The organism is Streptomyces sp. NPDC054794 (assembly GCF_053611585.1).
Genome location: NZ_JBSHAQ010000001.1, coordinates 250,741 through 273,280, shown reverse-complemented (window position 1 = coordinate 273,280; position 22,540 = coordinate 250,741). Strand labels below are relative to the sequence as shown.

Below are 22,540 nucleotides of genomic sequence, written 5' to 3'. Positions count from 1 at the left end.
AGAACATGCACGCTGATCTCCTCTTCACCGGCGGCCCCGTCCTCACCCCCGAGGGCCGCACGGCGAGTGCCGTCGCCGTCACCGGTGACCGGATCACCGCCGTCGGGCACGACGAGGTGCGCGAACTCGCCGGGCCCCGGACCGAGGTGGTGGACCTCGCCGGACGGCTGCTGCTGCCCGGCTTCCAGGACGCGCACATCCACCCCGTGCCGGCCGGACTCGAACTCACCCAGTGCGACCTGACCGGTGCGAAGACCGCCGCGGAGACCCTGGCCGCCGTTCGCGTGTACGCCGCCGCCCACCCCGAGCGGGAGTGGATCCTCGGCGGCGGCTGGTCGATGGAGGCCTTCGAGGGCGGTACGCCGACACGGGAGCTGCTGGACGCGGCCGTCCCCGACCGGCCGGTCTATCTGCCCAACCGCGACCACCACGGCGCCTGGGTCAACAGCCGCGCCCTGGAGCTCGCCGGCATCACCCGGGGCACCCCCGACCCGGCCGACGGCCGGATCGACCGGGACGCCTCCGGCGAGCCGAGCGGCACGCTCCAGGAGGGTGCGATGCAGCTGGTCGGCCGCCTCACGCCGGGGGCCACCGCGGCCGACCGGCTGGCCGCGCTGCTGCACGCCCAGCGCCATCTGCACGCGCTCGGCATCACGGCCTGGCAGGACGCCCTCGTCGGCGACTTCCTCGGCATGGACAACCCGGCCGACGCGTATCTCGCGGCCGCCCGGGACGGCTCGCTGACCGCGCGGGTGGTGGGCGCGCTGTGGTGGGACCGGGAGCGCGGGGCCGAGCAGATCCCCGAACTCGTCGAGCGCCGGGCCGCGTTCAGCCATGGCCGGTTCCGCGCGGGCAGCGTGAAACTGATGCTTGACGGGGTCGCGGAGACCGGGACGGCGGCACTGCTGGAGCCCTACCTCGACAAGTGCGGCTGCGCCACCGCCAATCGCGGGACCAGCTTCATCGACGCCGGTCAACTGCCCAAGTATGTGACCGAATTGGACGCGCTCGGTTTCCAGTGCCACTTCCACGCGCTGGGCGACCGGGCCGTACGCGACGCCCTGGACGCGATCGAGGCGGCCCGCACCGTGAACGGGCCGAGCGACACCCGGCCGCATCTGGCGCACCTCCAGGTCGTCCACCCGGACGACGTGCCGCGCTTCGCCCGGTTCGGCGCCACCGCCAACATCCAGCCGCTGTGGGCCGCGCACGAGCCGCAGATGGACGAGCTGACGATCCCCTTCCTCGGGCCCGAACGGGCCGCGTGGCAGTACCCGTTCGGGGCGCTGCTGCGCTCCGGGGCGCGGCTCGCGGCGGGCAGCGACTGGCCGGTGAGCAGCGCGGATCCGATCCAGGGCATTCATGTCGCGGTCAACCGCGTCGAACCGGGCGGCGACGGCCCGGTGTTCCTGGCCGGCGAGCGCCTCGGGCTCGCGGAGGCCCTCACGGCGTACACGGCGGGTACGGCGTACGTGAACCATCTGGACGACGGCGGGCGGGTGAGCGTCGGGGCGCTGGCCGATCTGGTGGTGCTGGACCGTGACCCGTTCGCCGGTCCCCCCGAGGCGATCGCGGAGACGAAGGTGGCGCTCACCTATGTGGGGGGCGCGCGAGTGTACGCGGCTCAGGAGGCATGAGCAGTAACACACGTCACGGCCGTGTCACGGTGTAGATCATTTACGCTCTGGGCAGCCTCGTATCGCTTCTCGGTCAACTTTCGTACCACGAAGCTCAGTTCGAGTGCGCGGGCGGCCGTCTGGCCGCCCGTTTGCAGGGGCGGGGGGCTCTGCGTTCCGTCTCCGAAAGGACTCGCATGCCTCAGGACGTCAGGTTCGACGTGCCCTTCGACCCACCCGTGCTCCAGCCCGCGGAGGCGGGGGACGCCCTGGCCCGTCTCTTGATGGAACGCGTCGACGGGAGCACGGAGGAGCACCAAAGGTGCCAGAACGCCGCTCAACAGCGGCTGGACGCGCTCGGCTCCGCCCACTCCGGCACCACGCTGCATGTGGAGGGAGCTCTCCGGACAGCGCCGCGCGCGTTCCTCCCACCTGACGAGGAGGGCGACGCCAGGTTGCGTCGACTCGACACCAGCCTGCGCCTGATCGGAGAAGCCTTCCCTCAAGTCAGCACCGATATTGAGCTCTGCCGACTGACCAGCACGATGCTGGAGGGGGCCTGGCGGAGCCGGGCACTCACCCCGCCGCGCGAGAAGGAGCGAATAACCGCCTGCGCCTGTCCTCTGTGCCGTCGGCTGCCCGCGCCCCCCGCACGCACGCTGGGCGACTACGGTTGGCGGAAGAGCGCCGGTCGTCCCCTCACCGTCAAGGCCTGGCCGTACCGCCAGGAGCTCGACAGCGTCCTGACCGCTGGATGGATCTGGGTCCGGCAGATAAACGATCTTGAGCGAGGCTCTGGCCTCCGTCACCGCTTCGAGGACGACATACTCGTCTTCCACGAATACAAGCGCGTGATCGACACCATCGACACCACGTCCCTCACCCAACTCGTCGAAGGCCGCCTGGCCGAGAGTTTCAGCACCAACAGCGCACGGGCCCTGGTCTGCGGACTCTACGCAGCCCACAAGCGATCCGTCGACGAGTACTGGCTCCAGCAGCATCACGCGGGCAACGTCGTGCTCCCCCAGACCAACCCACTCGGCGAAAGCACCTACGCGGCCCTGCAGATGCTGGACTGCCTGTTCTGGCACGTCTCACCCGACACCGAACTCTGGCAGCAGGAGCACCTCGCCTCGCTGCTGCTGTGCCGCGTCATCGACGACATGACCGACGTACGGGCCGACGCCCTCACCGGCGAGATCAGCAACATCTGGCTCGCCGACATGCCCACCCACACCAAGGCTCTCTACGCCGCCTGCGCCATCGCCCTCGTCAAGTACGGCTGCATGCCCGAGGCGCACACGCCGATGTGGAACACCTGGCTGATGACCAGCACCGTCGTCTGGTTGGGGCTCACGGGCCGCCACGCCCTGTGGTTCGACGGCATCACCCAGGGCCTCCCCCCGGCCGAGGAGTGCCCGCTCTGCGACCTGCAGCCCAACGCCTGCAGCGGCATCCTCACCGACGGCACCACCCTCACCATCGCCCCGCGGCCCACCGCACCGGCGCTGAGCCCCCGGACAGCCGAGCTGTCCGCACGCTGCCGAGACCAATACCCCCGGACATGGCCCCTCTTCGACGCCGAACTCCATGCCTTCGAGGCACTGCACGGCCCCTGGCACGGCAACACCGACACCGCATGGGAGATCCTGCGCCGCACCTACGTCGCCGCCGTGGAGGCAGCCGGCGCCGCACCGTCCCCGGACCGCGCTCGTGAAGTCCAGCAAGACGCCGGCGCGGTCGGAAGTGAACAGTTCTACACCCTGTACGACCCTGAGACCGGGAGGGAGGACACCGCGCTGATCGCCTACATGTTCGGCTGCGCCCACCCGCATTTCCTCTGGAACGCCACGGGGTACCGTCCCACGGAGCTCGCGGGCGACTGGCTCGACGGCTGACGCCTCGGGCCTGTTCCGGAGTTCCAGTACGACCCAGTACGACCCATGACTCGAACCGCGCTGCCCGGCCGGGTTTCCGACCGGGCAGCGGCGTGCTCACACCGGGAACTCGACCGGCAGCCTGTCCAGCCGGGAATCCCAGGTGGAGGCGGTCGTCGTGAGCTCGTCCGCCGGCACGGCCAGCCGCAGGCCCGGCAGCCGGTGCAGCAGGACGTCCACCGCAACCTCGATCATGGACTGACCGATGCTCTGCCCGGGGCACTCGTGCGGGCCCGCGCCGAACGCCAGATGCGCCTGGTTGCCCTGCACCGAGACACCCGGGTCGGGCCGGACCTCGGGGTCGAGGTTGCCCGGGGCGAGACCGAGAACGAGCAGGTCGCCCTCCTCGATGCGGTGCCCGCCCAGTTCGACGTCGCTGGCGGCGAAGCGCCCGGGCAGGACGGCCAGCGGCGGAGCGTTCCACATGACCTCCTCCACCACCGCCGAGATGTTCAGCTGACCGCTGATCAGCCCGGAGAGCCGGGAGGCGTCGGTCAGGACCAGTTGCAGCACCCGGGCCAGCAGGTTGGTCGTGACGTGCGCGGCGATCAGCACCACGCGCAGGTGGTGGACGACCTCGTCGTGGTCGAGACCCGCGTGATGCTCCAGCAGGCCGGTGGCGAGGTCGGAGCCGGGTTCGGACCGCCTGCGCTCGGCGAGTTCACCGAAGATCTCCCTGATCCTGCCGTCGTGCATCACGGCGTCCTCGCCGCCCTTGAGCACCTGGGCGCACGACTCGACCAGCCGGCGCCCCTCCGCCTCGCCGAGCCCCAGAATGCGGGACATCACGAGCATCGGCAGATAGTCGGAGTAGTCCGCCACCAGATCGGCGCGGCCGCTGTCCGCGAACCCGTCGATCATCTTGTTCGCGAAGTGCGTGACGTGGCGCCGGATACCGCGGCCGACGGCAGCCTGCAGCACATCGTTGACGGCGCCGCGCAGCCTGCGGTGCGGCTCGCCGTCCTGGGACACGCAGTCGGGACGCCAGCCGAGCATCGGGATCAGCGCGGAGGTCTCCGCGACCCGTCCTTCCCGCCAGTCCCGCCAGGTCCGCCCGTCCCGGGCGAACTGGCGGGGATTGTCGAGCACCCGCCGGCTCTCCCGGTAGCCCAGCACCAGCCAGGCGCGGATGTCGCCCTCCAGCAGCACCGGCGCGACGGCGCCGTGCTCCTTGCGCAACCGCTCGTAGATGCCGAACGGGTCGGTCGCCGCCTCGGGCCCGTACAGCCGGGCCAACTCGGCCGAACCGTGCGCGACCGGGCAGCCGCGGGGGGCGTCGGGACTGTCGAGGTTCTGGTCGTTCATCGGGGCTCCAGTGCGATGGCGGACCGTTCCTTCAAATGACGTATCAGGGCGATCAGTACGTCACGGCTGGAGGCCCGGTCGCGGGCGTCGCACGCCACGACGGGGATGTCCGGCGAGATGTCCAGGGCGTCCCGGATCTCCTCGATCGGGTGCTGCTTGGAGTCCGGGAAGATGTTCAGCGCGATGACGAACGGCACGTCCTGCCGCTCCATCTCCTCGATCGCCCGGAAGCTGGAGGCGAGGCGGCGGGTGTCCACCAGGACGATCGCGCCGAGCGCGCCCTTGAACAGACCGTTCCACAGGAACCAGAACCGCTCCTGGCCCGGGGTGCCGAACAGGTACAGCATCAGGCTGTCGTTGAGGCTGATCTTGCCGAAGTCCAGGCTGACGGTGGTCTCGGTCTTGTCCGCGACCCCGATGAGGTGATCGTCGCCGACGCTGGCCTGGGTGAGGGTCTCCTCGGTGGTGAGCGGCTTGATGTCGCTGACGGAGCGGACCAGGGTGGTCTTCCCGGTGCCGAACCCGCCGGCGATCATCACCTTGACCGAGCGAGTGCCCCCGGCGGCGGGCCGGCCGGGACGGTCAAAGCCTTTCAAGTCCACTGAGTACCTCCTGAAGGAGCGCGAGGTCGGGCCCGCGTCCGGCGTGGTGCGCCGGAATGGGATCACGGGCTTCAATACGGCCTGCCTCCAGCAGATCCGCCAACAGCACCGCGAGAATGTTGAAGGGCAATCCGAGGTGGGCGCCGAGCTCGGCCACCGACAACGGATCACGGCAGCGCCGGAGAATGTCCTCGTGCTCGTGCTGCATACCCGGATGGGGAGCGGTGAGGGAGACGATGAGGGTCGCCACGTCGAGGCTCGACGCCGCCCCGCCCGGTCCGCTGCGCCCTCCCGTGAGGACGTAGTAGCGCTCGAGACCGGACGGGTCCGTGGGCCGGCGGGGAGCACTCATCCAGAGTGCTCCTCCAGGCGCGGAGTGGTGCCGAGAAGCTCACCCATCCGACGAGCCAGGTCCCTCATCTGGTGTCCGAGCAGGCCCTGGTCGAGTCCCTCGCGGGCGAGGACGCCCAGATACGTCTCGACACCGGCACGCACGACGAACAGATGACCTCCGTCGACCTCGATCATCGCGAGCCGCAGCTGGCCCGCGTACTTGGGGAACTGCTCGGCCACCGGCTGGGCCAGCGCCTGCAGTCCGGCCACCACGGCCGCGAAGCGGTCCACGTCATCGGGGTCTTCGGCGCCGAACGAGGTGATGGCCTTGCCGTCGCTGGAGGCCACGAGGGCGAAGCGGATCTCGGGGATGCTCTCCACCAGATCGCGGAGCGCCCAGCTCACGTCGGTTCCCTGCTGCGTCATATGGACTTGTCACTCTCTTCAGTGCGGTGCTCGGTGGACTCGCGGCCGGGCGCCTGCGTCCGGGGCTCGCCGAACTCCGTTTCGGCGGGCCTCGGCCCGACCCCGGCGGCATCGCGGCCCGCGGTCGCGAAGGCGGCCAGGCCGGCGAAGGACTCGTCCGGCGGAACAGGGGCGACGGTGGCGGACTCGGTCCGGGCGGGCTGCTCGGCCGGCTCCGTCTCGCGGCGCCTGCTCCTGCGCCGGGGCAGTCCGCCCGGCGTCGTCTCCGTGGTGTCCACCGCGTCCGAGATGCCTGCCGCCGACGCCTCCGTGGTGAAGGGGCCCTGGACCGTCGTCGTCTCGGGGGCGGAGACGGCGGAGGTCCCGGCGACCGGGGTTCCGGCGGCGGGGGTGGTGCCCGGGGCGACCGTCGGCAGGGGGCTGAAGTACTTGTGCGGGACCACCACGACCACCGAGGTGCCGAGCCACGGCGAGTCCGCGAAGGTGACGCGGATGCCGTAGCGGCGGGCAAGGATACCGACGACGCGCAGACCGATGTTGGCGTCCTCGGAGATGCCACCGAGACCGGGTCCGGCCGCGGTGCCCGCGAGGGCGTGCTCGGCCTCGCGCTTCTTCTCCTCGCTCAGCCCCTTGCCCGAGTCCTGGATCTCGATGCCGACGCCGTTCGGCACCTCCTTGCCGGAGACGAGCACCGGCTCGGTGGGCGGCGAGTAGCGGGCCGCGTTGTCCAGGAGGTGGGAGAAGATCAGCGTGAGGTGGTCCACCAGGCCGCCGTCGACGCCGAGTTCGGGCAGATGACGGACCTCGACCCGGTGGAAGTCCTTGATCCGGCCGATGCCGCCGCGCACCACGCTGAGCAGCCGCTGCGGCTCCTGCCACTGCCGTCCCGGCCGGTCCGAGCCGCCGAGCACGCCGACGCTCGCGGCGAGGGAGTCGGCGGGACCGAGCTGCTGGTCCAGCTCCATCAGGCCCCGGGCCACGGCGGGCAGCCGGCCGTGCTCGCCCTGCATCTCGTGCAGGCGGCCGCGCAGCTTGCTGGTCAGCACGTGGATACGGTTGCCGAGGCTGATCACGGCCTGTTCGGCGGAGGTCGAGCGGTTGAACTCCTCCTCGACACCGATCAGGGAGGTCCGCAGGATCCGGCGGAGATCCGCCTGGAGTTCCTTGTCGACCTGCGCGCTCTGCTCGGTCGACGGCAGCAGGTCGTCGATGCCCTCACCGGCACGCAGTCGCCGCAGCGCGTCGGGCAGCTGCTCGCCGGCGAGCCGGGCGACGGCGGTCCGCTGGTGGGCGACCTGGTCCTGCCAGACCTCGGCCCGGTCGATGAGCTGCGCCTCGTAGGACGCGGCCTGGTCGGCCAGCCGCTCCTCGTACGCCCGGGAGGTGTCGGCGAGTTGCGCCTCGTAGAGCGCCGTCCGCTCGCCGAGCTGGGCCTCGTGGGCGGAGGCCTGCTCGCCGAGCTGGCTCTCCAGGGCGGCGCGCTCGACGGCGAACTTCCGCTCCAGACCCGCGACATGCTGCTGCCACTGCTGCGAGTGCTCGGCCTGCGAGGTGCGGAAGTTGCCTTCCGCACCTCGCAGTTGTTTCTGTGCGCGAATCAGCAGCCGCACGCACACGGAGCCGGCGGCCGTGGCGGCAGCACCGGCCACGGCGGCGGTTATTCGCTCCGAGCTCATGAACGTGGCGGCAACCGTTCCACCTCCTAAGGCCAGTGGCATCAGCCACCAGCTGTACCAGGCGACAGGGGCCCGCGCCGCCGGGGGCGGAGTGGCGAGTTCCATCTGCATCCTTCGAAAGCACACGATCGAAAACGGGGGGATGTGCAAAGGCCGCACTCATGAGTACGCACTACGGGTCGACCCATCGCGGTCACGTCAACTCGCAGCGCCGGACTGGAGCTTATCGGGTTTGAACCCCAAAGGATCAACCGCACGGGTTCGCGGACGTGAGGGTTCCGTCACTCTCCGGCAGACCCCCCGGATCGACAAAACCCCTTACGGACCAGGGGACTTGTCGCCTCGCCCTTTGTCGCCGGGTGACAATCCGCACGCGGGCAACTGTCCGGAACCGATGAGCCCGCGCTGGTTACCCGCCGGTATCGTCACCGCCGTGCCGAAGAGAACAACGGGGGGACAAGTCGACACGAGCGGCCCGTTCAAGGCGTTGCCGTCCGGTCTGCACGACCGACTGCGCCCCTATTTCGCCGATATCACCGAGGAGGTCGTCCGGGCGATCAGGACGGAGATCCCCGAGTACGCCCGCCCGATGGACGACACGTACATGCAGGGGGTGCACCGGGGAGTCGACCACGCGCTGCGCGGGCTGCTGGAGCGGATGGCCGAGCCGGACACCGACTGGGCGCCGGTGAAGGCCACGTACCAGCGCATCGGCCGCGGGGAGGCGGAGGAGGGGCGCAGCCTCGACTCGTTCCAGTGGGCGCTCCGGCTGGGCGCCCGGGTCACCTGGCGCCGGGTGAACGCGCTGGTCGACGAAGGCGTACTGCCCCGTCATGTGCTGGGCGCGTTCGGCGAGGCGCTGTTCCTGCACCTCGACGAGATGGCGGCCGCGACGACGGCGGGCTACACCGAGGCCCGGCTGCACGCGGCGGGAGAGCTGCGGCAGCGGCGGGCCCGGCTGGTCGACCTGCTCACCGCCGATCCGCCGGCCTCGGCCGAGGCGATCGCCGAACTGGCGCACGCCGCGCGCTGGACGCCGCCGCGGGCGCTCGCGGTGGTGGCGGTCGAGCACCGGCCGCCGACCGAGGTGGAGCCGATCGTGCCGCCGGAGTTCCTGACCCGGTTCGACCTGCAGCCCGCCGTGCTTGTGGTGCCCGACCCGGAGGGGCCGGGCCGGGCCCGGGCGGTGGCCGGGGCGCTGCACGGGCTGCGCGCCGCGATGGGTCCCACGGTCGCGCTGCACGAGGGCGCGCGGTCGCTGCGCTGGGCGACCGAGGCGTTGGAGCTGGTACGGCGGGGGGTCCTCGCCGACACCGGGGCGGACAGCGGGATCGTGCGCTGCCAGGACCACCTGTCCACACTGCTGCTGTCCCGGGACGACGCGCTGGTGGACGCCATGGCCGAGCGCCGGCTGCGCCCGCTGGAGCAGGTGCGTCCGCCGCAGCGCGAGCGGCTGGCCGAGACCCTGCTGGGCTGGCTCCAGTCCGGGCGGGGTGTCGCCGAGGTCGCCGCGCGCCTCGCGGTGCACCCGCAGACGGTCCGCTACCGGATGCGGCAGCTCGACGAGTTGTTCGGCGACCTGCTGCACGATCCGGCGGCCCGGTTCGAGATGCAGCTCGCCCTGCGCGCCCGGGAGCTGCGCGGGGGCTTCGGTCACCGGGAGGAACCCGCCGGGTGACTTCCTGGACAGCCGTCCAGCTATATTGGACACCTGTCCAAGACATGGAGGGGTCCACCGATCATGGAAATCGTGGCGAACGTACTGGTCGGCCTGGTGGCCGCGCTGCACGCGTACATCCTGGTGCTGGAGATGTTCCTGTGGCAGAAGAAGCCGGGCCGCTCCCTGCACGGTTTCGACGCCGAGATGGCGCGGGCGACCGCGCCGCTGGCCGCCAACCAGGGGCTCTACAACGGTTTTCTGGCGGCGGGCCTGGTGTGGGGCCTGATCGCCGCGGATCCGACCGGGTTCGGCGCGCGGGTCTTCTTCACCTCGTGCGTCGTGGTCGCGGGCGTGTACGGCGCGGCCACCGCCAACCGCCGCATCCTGGTCGTACAGGCGCTGCCCGGCGCGCTCGCCCTGGCCGCCGTCCTCGCCGCCCGGTGACCGGGGACGTGCCCGAGGACCCGCGCGCCGCCCGCACCCGGGCACGGCTGCGGGCCGCCCTGCTCCAGGAGTGCGCCGAACGGCCGCTGGAGGAGGTGGGCGTCGCCGCGCTGGCCCGCCGGGCCGGGGTCGGCCGCGCCACGTTCTACGTGCACTACGACGGCCTTCAGGCGCTGGCCGTGGACGCCTGCGCGGACGTGGTGCGGGAGGCGGTGGACGCACTGCACGCCTGGCGCGGGCGGCCCGACCCGGTGCACGCCCCGCCCGCGCTGCTGGAGTTCTTCGCGGGCCTCGCCCCGCACGCGGCCCTGTACCGGACGCTGCTCACGCCGGGCGGCGGCGGTCCGCTCGGCCGGGTGCTGCACCGGGACCTGCGGGCCCGCAGCCTGGCCGAGCGGGAGCTGGCGGGCGCGGCGGACGCCCCGCTGGTCGCCTCGGCGGTGGCCGCCACGTTCGCCGGGGTGCTGGCCGACTGGCTGCATGGGCTCCTGGACGCCACCTCGGAGGAAGTGGCCCACCAGGTCTGGCAGTTGCTGGTCGCGCTGCACCGGAGCCGATGAGGGGTTCCCGCGGCGGGCGCCGCGACCGGCGGACACGCGCCAAACTCGAAGACATATGTCAATCGAACATGCTCAAATTCCCTCCATCGAGGGTAACTTGACGGCGGGGACGGATTTCCGGGAGCGGGTGGGAGGTGACGCCGTCGTGCGACAGGAGCCCGCACCGCTCACCCGGCACCTGCGCATCCATCAGGACCGCGGACACACGGTGCTGGAGTTCCACGGCGAGATCGACATCGCGGCGGCCACGGAGATCACTCCGCACCTGGACCGCGCGACCGACCGCCCCGGCGCCCGCGTCGTGATCGATCTGCGGCACGTCGAGTTCTTCGACTGCTCGGGGCTGCGCCTGCTGTACCGGGCCCGCAGCCGGGTGCTGGAGCGCGGCGGGCAGTTGCACCTGGTGTGCACCCACCCGCTGACCCTGCGCGTCTTCCGGGTCACCGGCCTCACGCGGCTGCTGCCCGCGCGACCGACGCTGGACGCGGCCCTGGGACAGCCCGAGACCGCGTCCGGATCGCTGTGACGGTATTGGCTGCAACGCCGGCCGCCGCGACGGCTGTTCGCCGTGACGGCTACCTGATGATCCGGGTGACCTGACCGGCGCCCACCGTCCGTCCGCCCTCCCGGATGGCGAACTTCAGCCCCTCCTCCATGGCGATGGGCTGGATCAACTCGACGTGCATGGTGGTGTTGTCGCCCGGCATGACCATCTCGGTGCCCCTGGGCAGGGTGACGACGCCCGTCACGTCCGTGGTGCGGAAGTAGAACTGGGGACGGTAGTTCTGGAAGAAGGGCGTGTGCCGGCCGCCCTCGTCCTTGGACAGGATGTAGGCGCGTGCCTCGAACTCCGTGTGCGGGGTGACGGATCCGGGCTTGATGACGACCTGCCCGCGCTCGACCTCCTCGCGTTTGACGCCCCGCAGCAGCAGACCGACGTTCTCGCCCGCCCGGCCCTCGTCGAGCAGCTTGCGGAACATCTCCACGCCGGTGACCGTGGTCCTGGTCTTCTGCTCGTGGATGCCGATGATCTCGACCTCGCTGTGGACCCGCAGCGTGCCGCGCTCGATCCGGCCGGTGACGACCGTGCCCCGGCCGGTGATGGTGAACACGTCCTCGATCGGCATCAGGAACGGCCGGTCCACGTCACGCACGGGCTCCGGCACGAACCGGTCGACGGCGTCGAGGAGTTCGAGCACCGACGCGGCCCAGTGCGGGTCGCCCGCCAGCGCCCTGAGCGCGGAGACCCGCACCACCGGCACGTCGTCGCCGGGGAACTCGTACTCGGTGAGCAGTTCGCGCACCTCCAGCTCGACGAGCTCCAGGATCTCCTCGTCGTCCACCATGTCCGTCTTGTTGAGGGCGACGACGACGTAGGGCACGCCCACCTGCCGGGCCAGCAGCACGTGTTCCTTGGTCTGCGGCATCGGGCCGTCGGTGGCCGCGACGACGAGGATGGCGCCGTCCATCTGGGCGGCGCCCGTGATCATGTTCTTGATGTAGTCCGCGTGCCCGGGGCAGTCGACGTGCGCGTAGTGCCGCCGCTCGGTCTGGTACTCGACGTGCGCGATCGAGATGGTGATGCCGCGCTGCCGTTCCTCGGGCGCCTTGTCGATCTGGTCGAACGGCGTGAAGGGGTTGAGATCGGGGAACTTGTCGTGCAGCACCTTCGTGATGGCCGCCGTGAGAGTGGTCTTGCCGTGGTCGATGTGACCGATGGTGCCGATGTTCACGTGCGGTTTGGTCCGCTCGTACTTCGCCTTCGCCACTGCGAGCCCTCCTGGTCAGGTGGGTGATGTCAAGCGCGGCTCCACTGTTGCCCGTTCTTCATGTCTATTCGCTGCGGGGCGCGTCGAACAGGGCGCTGACGGACTCACCGTTGTGAATCCGGCGGACGGCCTCGGCGAGCGCCGGGGCGATGGACAGGATGCGCAGTTTGGCCTTGTACGCCTTGTGGTCCTCCACGGGCACCGGCACGGTGTTGGTGCAGACGATCTCCAGCACGTCGGGCTGCTCGCTCAGCCGCTTGAGCGCACCCGCCGAGAACAACCCGTGCGTACAGGCCACCCGGATCGAGCGCGGACCCAACTCGCGCAGGCGCTCCAGGAGTTCCAGCACCGTGCTGCCCTTGGCGATCTCGTCGTCCAGCACGATGACGTCCCGCCCGGTCACCTCGCCGATCACCGAGTTGATGCTCACCCGGTCGTCCGCGAACCGCTGCTTGGCGCCGGCGGCGACCTGCGCGCCGATGAGCCGGGCGAAGGCGGCCGCCTCCTTGGCGTTGCCGAGGTCCGGGGAGACGACGGTGGTGCGTGAGAGGTCGTACCTCTGGAAGTGCGCGGCGAGTTCGCGCAGCGCGTGCAGATGGTCCACCGGCACCGAGAAGAAGCCGTGCACCTGCGGGGCGTGCAGGGTCATGGCGAGGACCCGGCTCGCGCCGGCCGCCACCAGCAGGTCCGCGACCAGCCGGCCGCCCAGCGAGATGCGCGGCGCGTCCTTCTTGTCGGAGCGCGCGTAGGAGTAGTGCGGCATGACGACCGTGATACGGCCCGCGGAGGCGCCGCGCGCCGCGTCGCACATCATCAGCAGCTCCACCAGGTGCTCCTGCACCGGTCTGACCAGCGGCTGGACCAGGAAGACGTCGCGCTCGCGGCAATTGGCCTGAAGCTGCAACTCCAGACAGTCGTTGGCGAACCGGCTGACCCGGGTGGGACTGAGGGGTACGCCGAGGTGCGCGCAGACCTCCTGGGCCAGGTCGGGATGGGCACTGCCACTGAAGACGGCGATGTCTCGCACGATCCGCTCCTCGCATGATCATCAAGGTCCGCGGCTCATGCTACGCAGGCCGGCCCCGAGCGGCTTGCCTATAGACTTTAGGCAACTGCGTAATCGTTCACGTCGAAGGAAGGGATGGTTATGGCACGCGCGGGACTGACCACCGAACGCCTGGTCCGGGCGGGGGCCGAGCTGGCCGACGAGGTCGGCTTCGAGCAGGTGACCGTCTCGGCGCTGGCCCGGCGGTTCGACGTCAAGGTCGCGAGCCTGTACTCGCACCTGAAGAACTCCCAGGACCTCAAGACCGGGATCGCCCTGCTCGCCTTGGAGGAACTCGCCGACCGGGCCGCCCACGCCCTCGCGGGCCGGGCCGGCAAGGACGCCCTGGCCGCCTTCGCGAACGTCTACCGCGACTACGCCCGGGAGCATCCCGGCCGCTATGCGGCGGCCCAGCTGCGACTCGACCCGCAGACGGCCGCCGCGAGCGCCGGTGTCCGACACGCGCAGATGACCCGGGCGATCCTGCGGGGCTACGACCTGGCGGAACCGGACCAGACCCATGCCGTCCGGCTGCTGGGCAGCGTCTTCCACGGCTACGTGAGCCTGGAGCTGGGGGGCGGGTTCAGCCACAGCGCCCCCGACACCGAGGAGACCTGGACCCGGATCGTGGACGCCCTCGACGCGCTGCTGCGCAACTGGCCCGCGCCCTGACCCGCAACCGTCCGGTACACCCCTCCTCGCAGGCCCGCGACACTCCACCCCACAGGCCCGCGCACACCCCGACCCACAGGCATGAGGCCATGCACACCACCCGGCACGACTGGATCACCACGCCCATCACCGCGGACCTCCTGCGCGGCGCCCTCGACCTGGAGCGCACCGAGCGGGGCGTCCTGCCGCACCGGCTGCCCGCCCGGGCCCGCGCCCAGTGCGCCGATCCGCAGCTCGCCCTCGCGGAGGCCCAGCCGTCCGGCGTCCGGCTGGTCTTCCGCACCGGGGCCACCGCCGTGGAACTGGACACCGTGCCCACCAAACGGGTCTACGTGGGCGCCCCACCGCGCCCGGACGGCGTGTACGACCTGCTCGTCGACGGCCGCGCGGCCGGGCGGGCCGGGGTGAGCGGCGGCGACACGCTGACCGTCGACATGACCACCGGGACCGCCGAGCACCGGCCCGGCCCGGCCGGCACCCTCCGCTTCACCGGCCTGCCCGACCGGGTCAAGGACGTGGAGATCTGGCTGCCCCACAACGAGACCACCGAACTCGTCGCGCTGCGCACCGATGCCCCCGTCGAGCCCGTACCGGACCGGGGCCGCAAGGTGTGGCTGCACCACGGCAGTTCGATCAGTCACGGCTCCGACGCCGCGAGCCCCACCGGCACCTGGCCCGCGCTCGCCGCCTCGCTCGGCGGGGTGGACCTGGTCAACCTGGGCCTGGGCGGCAGCGCCCTGCTCGACCCGTTCACCGCCCGCGCGATGCGGGACACTCCCGCGGACCTGATCAGCGTCAAGCTCGGCATCAACCTGGTCAACACCGACCTCATGCGCCTGCGCGCCTTCACGCCCGCCGTCCACGGTTTCCTCGACACCCTCCGCGAGGGCCACCCGAGCGCGCCGCTGCTGGTCGTCTCCCCCATCCTGTGCCCGATCCACGAGGACACCCCCGGGCCCAGCGCCCCGGACCTCTCCGCGCTCGCCGACGGGCGGCTGCGGTTCGTGGCCGCGGGCGATCCGGCGGAGCGCGCGAACGGAAAGCTCACCTTGGGCGTGATCCGGGACGAGCTGGCCCGGATCGTGGCGCAACGCACGACCGAGGACCCGCACCTTCACTACCTGGACGGCCGCGACCTCTACGGCCCGGCCGACTCCGCCGAACTCCCGCTGCCCGACCGGCTCCACCCGGACGCCGCCACCCACCACCGCATCGGCGAACGCTTCGCCGCCCACGCCTTCGCCGAGGACGGGCCGTTCGCCTAGGTCGCCGCCCCTGTCACGGTCCATGCCCCTCCCCTCCCTCCGCCAGCGATGCCGATCGGCCAACTCGGCGGTCTGACGGGCAGTTTGGCGGGCATCCGAACAGGAGGAAGGAGGGCCATCGACATGTCGACTTCCATCAAGGCGCTGCCCGCCCGGATGCCCCTGTGGGCGAAGCTGGTGACCGCTCTCGTCCTGGTGCTCGCGGTGTTCTTCGCCGGGATCCGGCTGGCCGTACTCCCGGGTCTGAAGGACCTGTTCGGCACCGAGACGCACGACCGGTCGGGACCCGCACTCCTCAAGTCGATCAAGGACATCAGCCGTTACGACGCCGCCTCCGGCGCCTTCCAGGTCGTCGTGGACCTGGAGAAGGACGCCAAGTACCTGCCCGACGCGATCCGCGGCACCCGCACCCTGTACGTCGGGGCGGGCTCCGTGGACGCCTACGTCGACCTCGGCCGGCTCGGCGAGCGGGACGTGACGGTGGGCGGCGACCGCACGTCGGCCACGCTCCGGCTGCCGCACGCCCGGCTCGGCAAGCCCGCCCTGGACGCCGACCACTCCTACACCGTCTCCAAGCAGCGCGGCCTGATCGACCGGCTCGGTGACCTCTTCTCGGACAACCCCAACAGTGAACACGCCGTCCAACAGCTCGCGGTACGCCACATCGGCGAGGCGGCCAAGGACAGCGGACTGACCGCGCGGGCCGAGACGAACACCACGAACATGCTGGAGGGCCTGCTGCGCTCCCTCGGCTTCACGGAGGTGAGGGTGACGTACGGGGCCTGATCAGGCGCCCAGTACCCCGGGCAGGGCCAGGACCCCGAGCAGTGTCGTGCCCACCAGCAGCCATGCCACGTAGTCGCCGACGTGTCCCGACTGCAGGCGCCGCAGCGACAGCGCCCGCTCGGGGGCGGCGAGCAGCGCCGGGCGGGTGACCGCCACGGCCGTGAGCCCCACCGCGAGGAGGGCCGAGGCGAGGCCGAGCAGGACGCCCGGCACGGTCCAGTGGACGGAGGTGACGACGACTCCCCCGGAACCGGCCTCGTTGACCGCGTCCGCGACGAGGCCACCGAAGCCGGGGACCGTGCCGACGGCCAGCGCTCCCGCGAGCAGCAGCGCCGGCACCGCGGTCATGGTGTCGGGCACCCGGGACAGTCGTCGCGGGGTCTCCGGCCGCTCGCCGGAGCCGGTGGTCTCGAACTCCCCCTCGGACTTAGGCCGGGGCCCCAGACCGAGGAACACCCGCGCGCCGACCCGCAGCACCGCTCCCCCGGTGACGGCGGACGCGGCGACGTAGACGACGGCGAGGGCGCCGCCCACCGCCTCCTCGGTGACGGCCTTGCCCAGCGCCGTCCCGAACGGCGGCAGCCCGGCCAGGCCCAGGGCGCCGACGCCCCACAGCACGGCGACCGTGCGCAGTTGCCGCGCCTTTCCGAACAGCGCGAGTTCGTCGACGCTCCCGTACCGGTCGAGGAGGATGCCCGCGCAGGCGAACAGCGCGGCCTTCACTCCGGCGTGGGCGATGAGGTAGAGGGCGACCCCGTCGTCGGCCTCGGGGGTGAGGACGCCGATGCCGATGAGGAAGAGGCCGGTGTGGGCGACCGTCGAGTACGCCAGCAGCCGCTTGATGTGCCGCTGGTACCAGCACATCACAGCGCCGACGACCGCGGTCAGCACCCCGAGCACGACGAGGACCCGCCGCAGGTCGGCGGGCGGGATGCCGCCGGGTCCGGCGAAGACGGTGCCGTACACCCGCCAGACGCCGTACGTGCCGAGTTCGACCATGACGCCGGACAGCACCATGCACACCGGCGTGGGCGCGACGGCGTGCGCGTCCGGCAGCCAGAAATGGAAGGGCACGGCGGCGGCCTTGACCAGCAGCCCGGTCAGGACGAGGACGAAGCTCGCGAGGACGAGCGCGTCGGGTCCGCCGTGCACGGCCGTACGGTCGAGAGCTCGCCCGATCTGCGCCATCGCGAGTTCGCCGGTACGGGCGTACAACAGGGCGATGCCCATCAGCAGGGCGTAGGCGCCCAGCGAGGTGACGATCGCGAAGGTCAGCGCGCCCTGCACGGCCTTCGCCTCGTCGATCCGGTAGCCGGTCAGCGCGTAGGCGACGACACTCATCAGCTCGAAGAAGACGAACGCGTTGAACAGGTCGCCCGCGATGGCGAATCCGCACATGCCCGCCTGGAAGACCAGCATCAGGGCGGGGAAGGAGCCCGCGTGCCGGTGCGGCGGTTCGTCGAAGTAGCGCCAGGAGTACGCCAGTGCCGCCGAGGTCAGCAGGGAGGCGAGCGTGGCCATGCCGAGCGCGGGGCCGTCCCCGATCAGCATGATCCCCACGCTCTCGCCGTTCACGGGCACCCAGCCGCCGGCCCACTCGACCAGCGGCGGGGAGGAGTTGAGCAGCAGCGTGATCGCGAGGGCGGCGGTGGCGCCCGAGCCCGCGCAGCCGATCGTCTCGGCGGCGCGGCGGGGCAGTCGGCGGCCGCCGGCGACGAGCAGGGCGGCGCCGAGCAGCGGGAGGGCGACGAGCAGCGGCAGGAGGTGGTGCATCAGCCGCGCAGCTCCGAGAGTTCGTCGGGGTCGATGGTGCCGTGCCGCTTGGCGACCTGTAGGACGAGCGCGAGCAGCAGCGCGGTGACGGTGGCTCCGACGACGACGTCGGTGAGGGCGAGGGCCTGCACGACGGGGTCGACCAGGGGCCGTGAACCCGGCGCGATGTCCGAGAAGACGGGCGCCGTGGCGCCGTCGCGGTAGCCGACGGCGAGCAGCAGGACGTAGGTGGCGGACTGGCACACGGCCAGGCAGCCGACGGCGTGGATCAGGTTGCGGCTGGTGGCGAGGCCGTAGCAGCCGACCAGGAAGACCCAGACGGCGACCAGGTACGGCAGCACGTGCGGCACGGCGGTCATGGTGTCCTCACGCCCCGTTCTCCTTCCCGTTCTCCTTCTCGTTCGCCCTCTCGCTTCCCTTGTCGTCCCTGCCGTCGTTGCCGTCCTTGCCGTCCTTGCCGTCGCCCTGCTCGATCTCGACGGCCTGGTCCAGGAAGCGGGCGAGCAGCACGACGACCGCGCAGGCGACCTCCATGCCGATGGCCGCGTTCAGCAGGGGGACGCTGCCGCCGGAGGACAGCGTGTTGAACGTGCCGTACGGCAGCAGCGTGTTGGCGAGGAACGCGGTCCCGGCGAGGACGCCCGCGAGGCCCAGGACCAGGTAGGCGGAGACGGCGAGGGAGTCGGCGACCTCGAACAGGCCGACCGGGCGGACGCGTTCCAGGGCGCGGTAGTCGGCGCCGAGGTAGAGCAGGTGCAGGGCGGTCGCCGCGACGACGCCGCCCTGGAAGCCGCCGCCGGGGCTGAGCTGGCCGTGGGCGATGACGTAGAGGCCGCCGACCACGGCGACCGGCAGCACGATCAGGGCGTAGCGGCGGACCGGCAGGTCCACCTCGGCGGGTTCGGGCCGGGCCCGGTGCTCGTCGCGGGCCTGCCGCAGCAGCACCACGCAGCCGAGCACGGCGGCGAACAGGATGGACATCTCGCCGAGCGTGTCGTAGGCCCGCTGGTCGAAGTTGACGGAGGCGATGGTGTTCGCGGTGCGCCGGGCCAGCGCGGCGCGGACGGCGCGCTCGCCGTACGGGTGCGAGGAGCCACCGAAGGGCGGGAGTTCCAGGCAGGCCGCGACCAGGAGGGCGGCCAGGCCCGTGCCGGAGACGGCCACGAGCCACAGCCGGGTGCGCCGGCTCACCGCCCGCCGTCCTTCGGCTGCCCGCGCCGTTTCACCCTGCGCACCGACAGCATGATCAGCAGCGGGGTGAGGGCCGAGCCGACGGCCAGCTGCGAGAGGCCGACGTCGGGGGCCTGGAGGACGGTGAACAGGACGGCGAGCACCAGGCCGAGGACGGAGAGGACCAGGGCCTGGCGGGCGGGGTCGCGGTTGGCCACGGCGGCGGTCGCGGTGACGGCCACCAGCAGCAGGGAGACGACGATCACCGTGTCAGCCACCGCGCACCCCCCGGAACCCGCCGGACAGCGCCCGGGAGGCGACCACGTTGCCGCCGATCAGCAGCGCGCCGATGACCAGCAGCTTGACCATCGCGCGGCTCGGTCCCACGGCCGCGCACAGCACGACCACGGTGACCGCGCCGAGTCCCGCGGCCGCCCAGGTCAGTCCCCAGGCGCGGGGCGGATCGTCCGTCAGTTGGTCGCTGAGCAGCCGGGCGAAGACGAGCGTGCCGACCGGGCCGAGGAGCGCGAGGAGCAGAGCCAGGTCGACGTAGGACGGGCGGTCGTACCCCTGGGCGAGGAGCAGCAGGCTCGGGCAGACGGCGGAGGTGGACAGGTTCTGGGCCACCACCCGGCGCCGCAGCGGGCCGGTGGACACGCCCCACACGGCGGCCCCGGCGCCCCCGGCCAGCAGCAGCGTCGCCGCGAGGATCCAGTCGTTCACCGCCAGGTCACCGCCCGGCGCGCGGCCCGTGCCGCGAGGGCGCCCACGGCGGCGACGCCCGCGCCGACCGCGCACTCCAGGGGGTCGACCGTGCTGATGAGCACCAGCCAGAGCAGGGCGAGGCCGGTCCACCAGGCCAGGAGTTCGCCCGCGGCGACGAGCGCCGTACGCCGGTTCATGCGCCACCTCCTCGGCCGTGATCACCGTTTCTGGCATCCAAGCACCGCCCGGGCCCCGGGGAGCGGCGACGCGCGGGCCACAGCGCGGGGTGCCCCGGGAGCGCGAACGGAAACCGGCGGCGCGCCTCCGACGCTGCGCGGAGGGCGGTGTTCCCCGCCCCATCCGGGGTAACCGGCTTGTCACTCAGGGAAGTTGAAGACTGGAGGACCACATGGCCCGTACGGCTATGCGCCTGCGCACCATCTGGGGCGAACGCGCCGCCAAGAGCGGGCGTGCCGGCAAAGACGCCGATCGCACCGGCAAGACCGGGCGCACCACCAAGTCCGAACGCGCCGGCAAGACCGGGCGCACCACCAAGTCAGGGCGTACCGGCAAGCGCGGGCGCGCCGCCAGGAACCGGCGCGCACCCGAGGCGCGCGCCGAACACCACACGCTCGCCCTCCCCCTCCGCCTGCTGGCGATGCTCTGCGCCTTCGCGTTCATGGTGGCGTTCGCCGTCGTGCTGGCGCGGCTCACCTTGCAGCCGTCGCCGGCGTCGGCGGCGCTCGCGCACAGCAATCTGCGTCCGGGGCGGTCGGTGGAGGCCTATCTGAACCAGCCGGCCCTGCGCGACGCCGTCAAGCAGATCGGCGGGAACCTGCTGCTGGGGGTGCCGTTCGGGGTGCTGGTGCCGGTGCTCGCGCCGCGGGCCCGGGGGATCGTACGGGTGCTGCTGCTCACCGCGTCCGTGATGCTGCTGGTGGAGTTGGCACAGGGCGCGCTGGTCACCGGGCGCGCCTTCGACGTGGACGACGTCATCCTCAACACCACGGGGGCGCTGGTCGGTTATCTGCTCCTGGGCCGACGGCTGGGGCGGGCGGTGCACGCGCGCGCACCGAAGAAGTGACCTGACGTCGAGGGGACGCCGCCCGAACGCCACCCGAACCCGGCCCGGACACCGGCGCCGGGAACACTGGTCCGTACCAACCTCTTGACGCCCTTCTTATCTCACTTCTTAAATCAAGTGGCGACACATCCATCCCCCCCACGGAAGGAGAGCCGTGGCCTCCCCACGCCTGCTCCGCAGATGTCTGTTCGCCGCCCTGTCCGCCGCCCTCGTCGCGACCGCCGCGATCGGGTCCACGCAGGCGGACGCCTCCCCCGCCGTCGCCGCCGCCGTGACCTTCTCCGACAGCTTCGACGGGCCCGCCGGCTCGGCGCCCGACGCCGCCAAGTGGCAGATCGAGACCGGCGACAACGTCAACAACCACGAGCGGCAGTACTACACGTCGGGCAACAAGAACGCGGCCCTGGACGGCCAGGGCCACCTGGTGATCACCGCCAGGCGCGAGAACCCGGCGGGCTACCAGTGCTGGTACGGCACCTGCCAGTACACCTCGGCCCGGCTGAACACCTCCGGGAAGTTCACCGCGCAGTACGGGCACGTCGAGGCGCGGATGAAGATCCCGCGCGGGCAGGGCATGTGGCCGGCGTTCTGGATGCTCGGTACGCCGGTCAACTGGCCGGACTCGGGCGAGATCGACGTCATGGAGAACGTCGGCTTCGAGCCCTCGACCGTGCACGGCACCATCCACGGGCCGGGCTACTCGGGCTCGGGCGGCATAGGCGCCGCCTACAGCCTGCCGAACGGCCAGGCCTTCGCCGACGCGTTCCACACCTTCGCCGTCGACTGGGCGCCCGACTCGATCACCTGGTCCGTGGACGGCACCGTCTACCAGCGGCGCACCCCCGCCGACCTGGGCGGCCGGACCTGGGTCTTCAACAAGCCGTTCTTCCTGATCCTGAACCTGGCCGTGGGCGGCTACTGGCCGGGCGACCCGGACGGCTCCACCGTTTTCCCGCAACAGCTGGTGGTGGACTCGGTCTCGGTGACGACGGGCGACTCGGCGGCCGGTGTCGCCATCAAGGGGCTGGCCGGCAAGTGCGTGGACGTGGCCGGCGCGAACTCGGCCAACGGCACCCCCGTCCAGCTCTACGGCTGCAACGGCACCGGCGCCCAGCAGTGGACGGTCGGCTCGGACGGCACGATCCGGGCGCTCGGCAAGTGTCTGGACGTCACCGGGAACGGCACGGCGAACGGATCCACGGTCCAGCTGTGGGACTGCACCGGCGGCCCCAACCAGAAGTGGGCCGTCTCCGCGGCGCACGACATCGTCAACCCACAGGCGGACAAGTGCCTGGACGTCACCGGCAACAATCCGGCCGACGGCACCCGGCTGCAGATCTGGACCTGCACGGGCGGCGCCAATCAGAAGTGGACGGTCGGCTGAACACGACCCTTCTAGCGGGGCACCCAGGTGAACTTGTCGCCGCCGACCCAGCGGACCACGTCCGGATCGTCCAGGTCGTGGACGGTGATGCCGAAGGCGGCGGCGGTCTCCAGGACGTCGGTGACGGCCCTCGCCTCACCGACGACCTCACCGTCGATCTCGACGATGCGGAAGGGCGCGGTACCGGGCTTGCCCGTCATCACCCCGTGCACCAGGATCCGCGGATTGGAGATGTGGGGGCTCGCTATTTCGGTCATGAATAGAGCGTAGAACGCAAATGGCCATATGGAGTGATGTGCGTAGCTGATCGGACGGCCCCGGGGAACAC

The 22,540-nt window shown here is 71.6% G+C and carries 25 protein-coding genes; 11 read left to right on the top strand and 14 right to left on the bottom strand.

Annotated features, from left to right (window positions below):
• Positions 1-5 precede the first annotated feature (5 nt).
• Both ACWGKT_RS01235 and ACWGKT_RS01230 read left to right on the top strand, forming a co-directional pair.
• Complete coding sequence (locus tag ACWGKT_RS01235; RefSeq protein WP_453271956.1) at positions 6-1,637, top strand: amidohydrolase; 1,632 nt, start codon at positions 6-8, stop codon at positions 1,635-1,637.
• A gap of 176 nt (positions 1,638-1,813) precedes the next feature.
• On the top strand, positions 1,814-3,514 hold the full coding sequence (locus ACWGKT_RS01230; protein WP_453271955.1) for a hypothetical protein: 1,701 nt from the start codon (positions 1,814-1,816) through the stop codon (positions 3,512-3,514).
• A gap of 96 nt (positions 3,515-3,610) precedes the next feature.
• Here the strand turns inward: ACWGKT_RS01230 and ACWGKT_RS01225 are convergent, their stop codons facing one another.
• The 5 genes from ACWGKT_RS01225 to ACWGKT_RS01205 are packed head-to-tail and all read right to left on the bottom strand — an operon-like array spanning position 3,611 to position 8,000.
• Positions 3,611-4,858, bottom strand: a complete 1,248-nt coding sequence (locus ACWGKT_RS01225) for a cytochrome P450 (protein WP_356144823.1) — start codon at positions 4,856-4,858, stop codon at positions 3,611-3,613.
• The gene (locus ACWGKT_RS01220; protein WP_235452506.1) at positions 4,855-5,460 is read right to left on the bottom strand and encodes a GTP-binding protein; all 606 of its coding nucleotides are present in this window, start codon (positions 5,458-5,460) and stop codon (positions 4,855-4,857) included. Before ACWGKT_RS01220 ends, ACWGKT_RS01225 begins: the two co-directional genes overlap by 4 nt.
• Positions 5,441-5,812, bottom strand: coding sequence for a DUF742 domain-containing protein (locus ACWGKT_RS01215; RefSeq protein WP_235452504.1), 372 nt, complete (start codon positions 5,810-5,812; stop codon positions 5,441-5,443). The genes ACWGKT_RS01220 and ACWGKT_RS01215 overlap by 20 nt, the downstream gene beginning before the upstream one ends.
• A complete protein-coding gene (locus ACWGKT_RS01210) occupies positions 5,809-6,219 on the bottom strand; it encodes a roadblock/LC7 domain-containing protein (RefSeq protein WP_030043913.1) in 411 nt (136 codons plus the stop codon). Before ACWGKT_RS01210 ends, ACWGKT_RS01215 begins: the two co-directional genes overlap by 4 nt.
• Entirely contained in the window at positions 6,216-8,000 is a 1,785-nt protein-coding gene (locus ACWGKT_RS01205; RefSeq protein WP_453271954.1) for an ATP-binding protein, read from the bottom strand. The genes ACWGKT_RS01210 and ACWGKT_RS01205 overlap by 4 nt, the downstream gene beginning before the upstream one ends.
• A gap of 328 nt (positions 8,001-8,328) precedes the next feature.
• Between ACWGKT_RS01205 and ACWGKT_RS01200 the strand changes: the two genes are divergently transcribed.
• The 4 genes from ACWGKT_RS01200 (at position 8,329) to ACWGKT_RS01185 (ending at position 11,085) form a co-directional block, all read left to right on the top strand.
• Positions 8,329-9,573, top strand: a complete 1,245-nt coding sequence (locus ACWGKT_RS01200; protein ID WP_453271953.1) for a PucR family transcriptional regulator — start codon at positions 8,329-8,331, stop codon at positions 9,571-9,573.
• Positions 9,574-9,636: 63 nt separating this feature from the next.
• On the top strand, positions 9,637-9,999 hold the full coding sequence (locus tag ACWGKT_RS01195; RefSeq protein WP_356144816.1) for a DUF1304 domain-containing protein: 363 nt from the start codon (positions 9,637-9,639) through the stop codon (positions 9,997-9,999).
• Positions 9,996-10,559: a TetR/AcrR family transcriptional regulator gene (locus tag ACWGKT_RS01190; RefSeq protein ID WP_356144814.1), complete on the top strand. Its 564-nt coding sequence runs from the start codon at positions 9,996-9,998 to the stop codon at positions 10,557-10,559. The genes ACWGKT_RS01195 and ACWGKT_RS01190 overlap by 4 nt, the downstream gene beginning before the upstream one ends.
• 145 nt (positions 10,560-10,704) lie before the next feature.
• A complete protein-coding gene (locus ACWGKT_RS01185) occupies positions 10,705-11,085 on the top strand; it encodes an anti-sigma factor antagonist (protein WP_356144812.1) in 381 nt (126 codons plus the stop codon).
• A 49-nt stretch (positions 11,086-11,134) separates the two neighbouring features.
• On the opposite strand, the gene tuf is transcribed toward ACWGKT_RS01185, so the two are convergent.
• Both tuf and ACWGKT_RS01175 read right to left on the bottom strand, forming a co-directional pair.
• On the bottom strand, positions 11,135-12,328 hold the full coding sequence (gene tuf, locus ACWGKT_RS01180) for an elongation factor Tu (RefSeq protein ID WP_453271952.1): 1,194 nt from the start codon (positions 12,326-12,328) through the stop codon (positions 11,135-11,137).
• A gap of 64 nt (positions 12,329-12,392) precedes the next feature.
• Positions 12,393-13,355, bottom strand: coding sequence for a ribose-phosphate diphosphokinase (locus ACWGKT_RS01175; protein WP_453271951.1), 963 nt, complete (start codon positions 13,353-13,355; stop codon positions 12,393-12,395).
• Positions 13,356-13,475: 120 nt separating this feature from the next.
• Here ACWGKT_RS01175 and ACWGKT_RS01170 point away from each other — a divergent pair, with 120 nt between their 5' ends.
• The 3 genes from ACWGKT_RS01170 (at position 13,476) to ACWGKT_RS01160 (ending at position 16,096) form a co-directional block, all read left to right on the top strand.
• Complete coding sequence (locus ACWGKT_RS01170) at positions 13,476-14,045, top strand: TetR/AcrR family transcriptional regulator (protein WP_453271950.1); 570 nt, start codon at positions 13,476-13,478, stop codon at positions 14,043-14,045.
• 89 nt (positions 14,046-14,134) lie between these two features.
• On the top strand, positions 14,135-15,310 hold the full coding sequence (locus tag ACWGKT_RS01165) for a GDSL-type esterase/lipase family protein (RefSeq protein WP_453271949.1): 1,176 nt from the start codon (positions 14,135-14,137) through the stop codon (positions 15,308-15,310).
• 123 nt (positions 15,311-15,433) lie between these two features.
• Positions 15,434-16,096 (top strand): DUF4230 domain-containing protein, encoded by a 663-nt coding sequence (locus ACWGKT_RS01160; RefSeq protein ID WP_453271948.1) that lies wholly within the window; start codon positions 15,434-15,436, stop codon positions 16,094-16,096.
• Here the strand turns inward: ACWGKT_RS01160 and ACWGKT_RS01155 are convergent, their stop codons facing one another.
• Genes ACWGKT_RS01155 through ACWGKT_RS01130 form a run of 6 tightly spaced genes read right to left on the bottom strand, consistent with a single transcriptional unit; the run spans position 16,097 to position 19,941 of the window.
• Positions 16,097-17,869: a complex I subunit 5 family protein gene (locus ACWGKT_RS01155; protein ID WP_453271947.1), complete on the bottom strand. Its 1,773-nt coding sequence runs from the start codon at positions 17,867-17,869 to the stop codon at positions 16,097-16,099.
• Positions 17,869-18,228 carry an NADH-quinone oxidoreductase subunit K gene (locus tag ACWGKT_RS01150; RefSeq protein ID WP_453271946.1) on the bottom strand — a complete coding sequence of 120 codons (360 nt, stop codon included), beginning with the start codon at positions 18,226-18,228 and terminating at the stop codon, positions 17,869-17,871. Before ACWGKT_RS01150 ends, ACWGKT_RS01155 begins: the two co-directional genes overlap by 1 nt.
• 7 nt (positions 18,229-18,235) lie before the next feature.
• Positions 18,236-19,060 (bottom strand): MnhB domain-containing protein, encoded by an 825-nt coding sequence (locus tag ACWGKT_RS01145; protein ID WP_453271945.1) that lies wholly within the window; start codon positions 19,058-19,060, stop codon positions 18,236-18,238.
• On the bottom strand, positions 19,057-19,317 hold the full coding sequence (locus ACWGKT_RS01140) for a Na(+)/H(+) antiporter subunit B (protein ID WP_356144797.1): 261 nt from the start codon (positions 19,315-19,317) through the stop codon (positions 19,057-19,059). The genes ACWGKT_RS01145 and ACWGKT_RS01140 overlap by 4 nt, the downstream gene beginning before the upstream one ends.
• Positions 19,310-19,762 carry an MrpF/PhaF family protein gene (locus ACWGKT_RS01135; protein ID WP_453271944.1) on the bottom strand — a complete coding sequence of 151 codons (453 nt, stop codon included), beginning with the start codon at positions 19,760-19,762 and terminating at the stop codon, positions 19,310-19,312. The genes ACWGKT_RS01140 and ACWGKT_RS01135 overlap by 8 nt, the downstream gene beginning before the upstream one ends.
• Positions 19,759-19,941: a hypothetical protein gene (locus ACWGKT_RS01130; RefSeq protein WP_453271943.1), complete on the bottom strand. Its 183-nt coding sequence runs from the start codon at positions 19,939-19,941 to the stop codon at positions 19,759-19,761. The genes ACWGKT_RS01135 and ACWGKT_RS01130 overlap by 4 nt, the downstream gene beginning before the upstream one ends.
• A gap of 212 nt (positions 19,942-20,153) precedes the next feature.
• Here ACWGKT_RS01130 and ACWGKT_RS01125 point away from each other — a divergent pair, with 212 nt between their 5' ends.
• Together ACWGKT_RS01125 and ACWGKT_RS01120 are read left to right on the top strand one after the other, a co-directional pair.
• Complete coding sequence (locus ACWGKT_RS01125) at positions 20,154-20,828, top strand: VanZ family protein (RefSeq protein ID WP_453271942.1); 675 nt, start codon at positions 20,154-20,156, stop codon at positions 20,826-20,828.
• 154 nt (positions 20,829-20,982) lie between these two features.
• Positions 20,983-22,212 carry a ricin-type beta-trefoil lectin domain protein gene (locus ACWGKT_RS01120; RefSeq protein ID WP_453271941.1) on the top strand — a complete coding sequence of 410 codons (1,230 nt, stop codon included), beginning with the start codon at positions 20,983-20,985 and terminating at the stop codon, positions 22,210-22,212.
• A gap of 11 nt (positions 22,213-22,223) precedes the next feature.
• Here ACWGKT_RS01120 and ACWGKT_RS01115 read toward each other — a convergent pair whose 3' ends face one another.
• Positions 22,224-22,469: a hypothetical protein gene (locus tag ACWGKT_RS01115; protein WP_356144789.1), complete on the bottom strand. Its 246-nt coding sequence runs from the start codon at positions 22,467-22,469 to the stop codon at positions 22,224-22,226.
• Positions 22,470-22,540: the final 71 nt, after the last annotated feature.

Bases quoted from the DNA above. Each gene is read 5' to 3' on its own strand.
- ACWGKT_RS01170 (WP_453271950.1), top strand. From the start codon at position 13,476: ATGGCACGCGCGGGACTGACCACCGAACGCCTGGTCCGGGCGGGGGCC.
- ACWGKT_RS01115 (WP_356144789.1), bottom strand. From the start codon at position 22,469: ATGACCGAAATAGCGAGCCCCCACATCTCCAATCCGCGGATCCTGGTG.
- ACWGKT_RS01125 (WP_453271942.1), top strand. From the start codon at position 20,154: ATGGCCCGTACGGCTATGCGCCTGCGCACCATCTGGGGCGAACGCGCC.
- ACWGKT_RS01235 (WP_453271956.1), top strand. From the start codon at position 6: ATGCACGCTGATCTCCTCTTCACCGGCGGCCCCGTCCTCACCCCCGAG.
- ACWGKT_RS01155 (WP_453271947.1), bottom strand. From the start codon at position 17,869: ATGCACCACCTCCTGCCGCTGCTCGTCGCCCTCCCGCTGCTCGGCGCC.
- ACWGKT_RS01225 (WP_356144823.1), bottom strand. From the start codon at position 4,858: ATGAACGACCAGAACCTCGACAGTCCCGACGCCCCCCGCGGCTGCCCG.
- ACWGKT_RS01195 (WP_356144816.1), top strand. From the start codon at position 9,637: ATGGAAATCGTGGCGAACGTACTGGTCGGCCTGGTGGCCGCGCTGCAC.
- ACWGKT_RS01130 (WP_453271943.1), bottom strand. From the start codon at position 19,941: ATGAACCGGCGTACGGCGCTCGTCGCCGCGGGCGAACTCCTGGCCTGG.
- ACWGKT_RS01230 (WP_453271955.1), top strand. From the start codon at position 1,814: ATGCCTCAGGACGTCAGGTTCGACGTGCCCTTCGACCCACCCGTGCTC.
- ACWGKT_RS01205 (WP_453271954.1), bottom strand. From the start codon at position 8,000: ATGGAACTCGCCACTCCGCCCCCGGCGGCGCGGGCCCCTGTCGCCTGG.
- ACWGKT_RS01165 (WP_453271949.1), top strand. From the start codon at position 14,135: ATGCACACCACCCGGCACGACTGGATCACCACGCCCATCACCGCGGAC.
- ACWGKT_RS01210 (WP_030043913.1), bottom strand. From the start codon at position 6,219: ATGACGCAGCAGGGAACCGACGTGAGCTGGGCGCTCCGCGATCTGGTG.
- ACWGKT_RS01150 (WP_453271946.1), bottom strand. From the start codon at position 18,228: ATGACCGCCGTGCCGCACGTGCTGCCGTACCTGGTCGCCGTCTGGGTC.
- ACWGKT_RS01160 (WP_453271948.1), top strand. From the start codon at position 15,434: ATGTCGACTTCCATCAAGGCGCTGCCCGCCCGGATGCCCCTGTGGGCG.
- ACWGKT_RS01215 (WP_235452504.1), bottom strand. From the start codon at position 5,812: ATGAGTGCTCCCCGCCGGCCCACGGACCCGTCCGGTCTCGAGCGCTAC.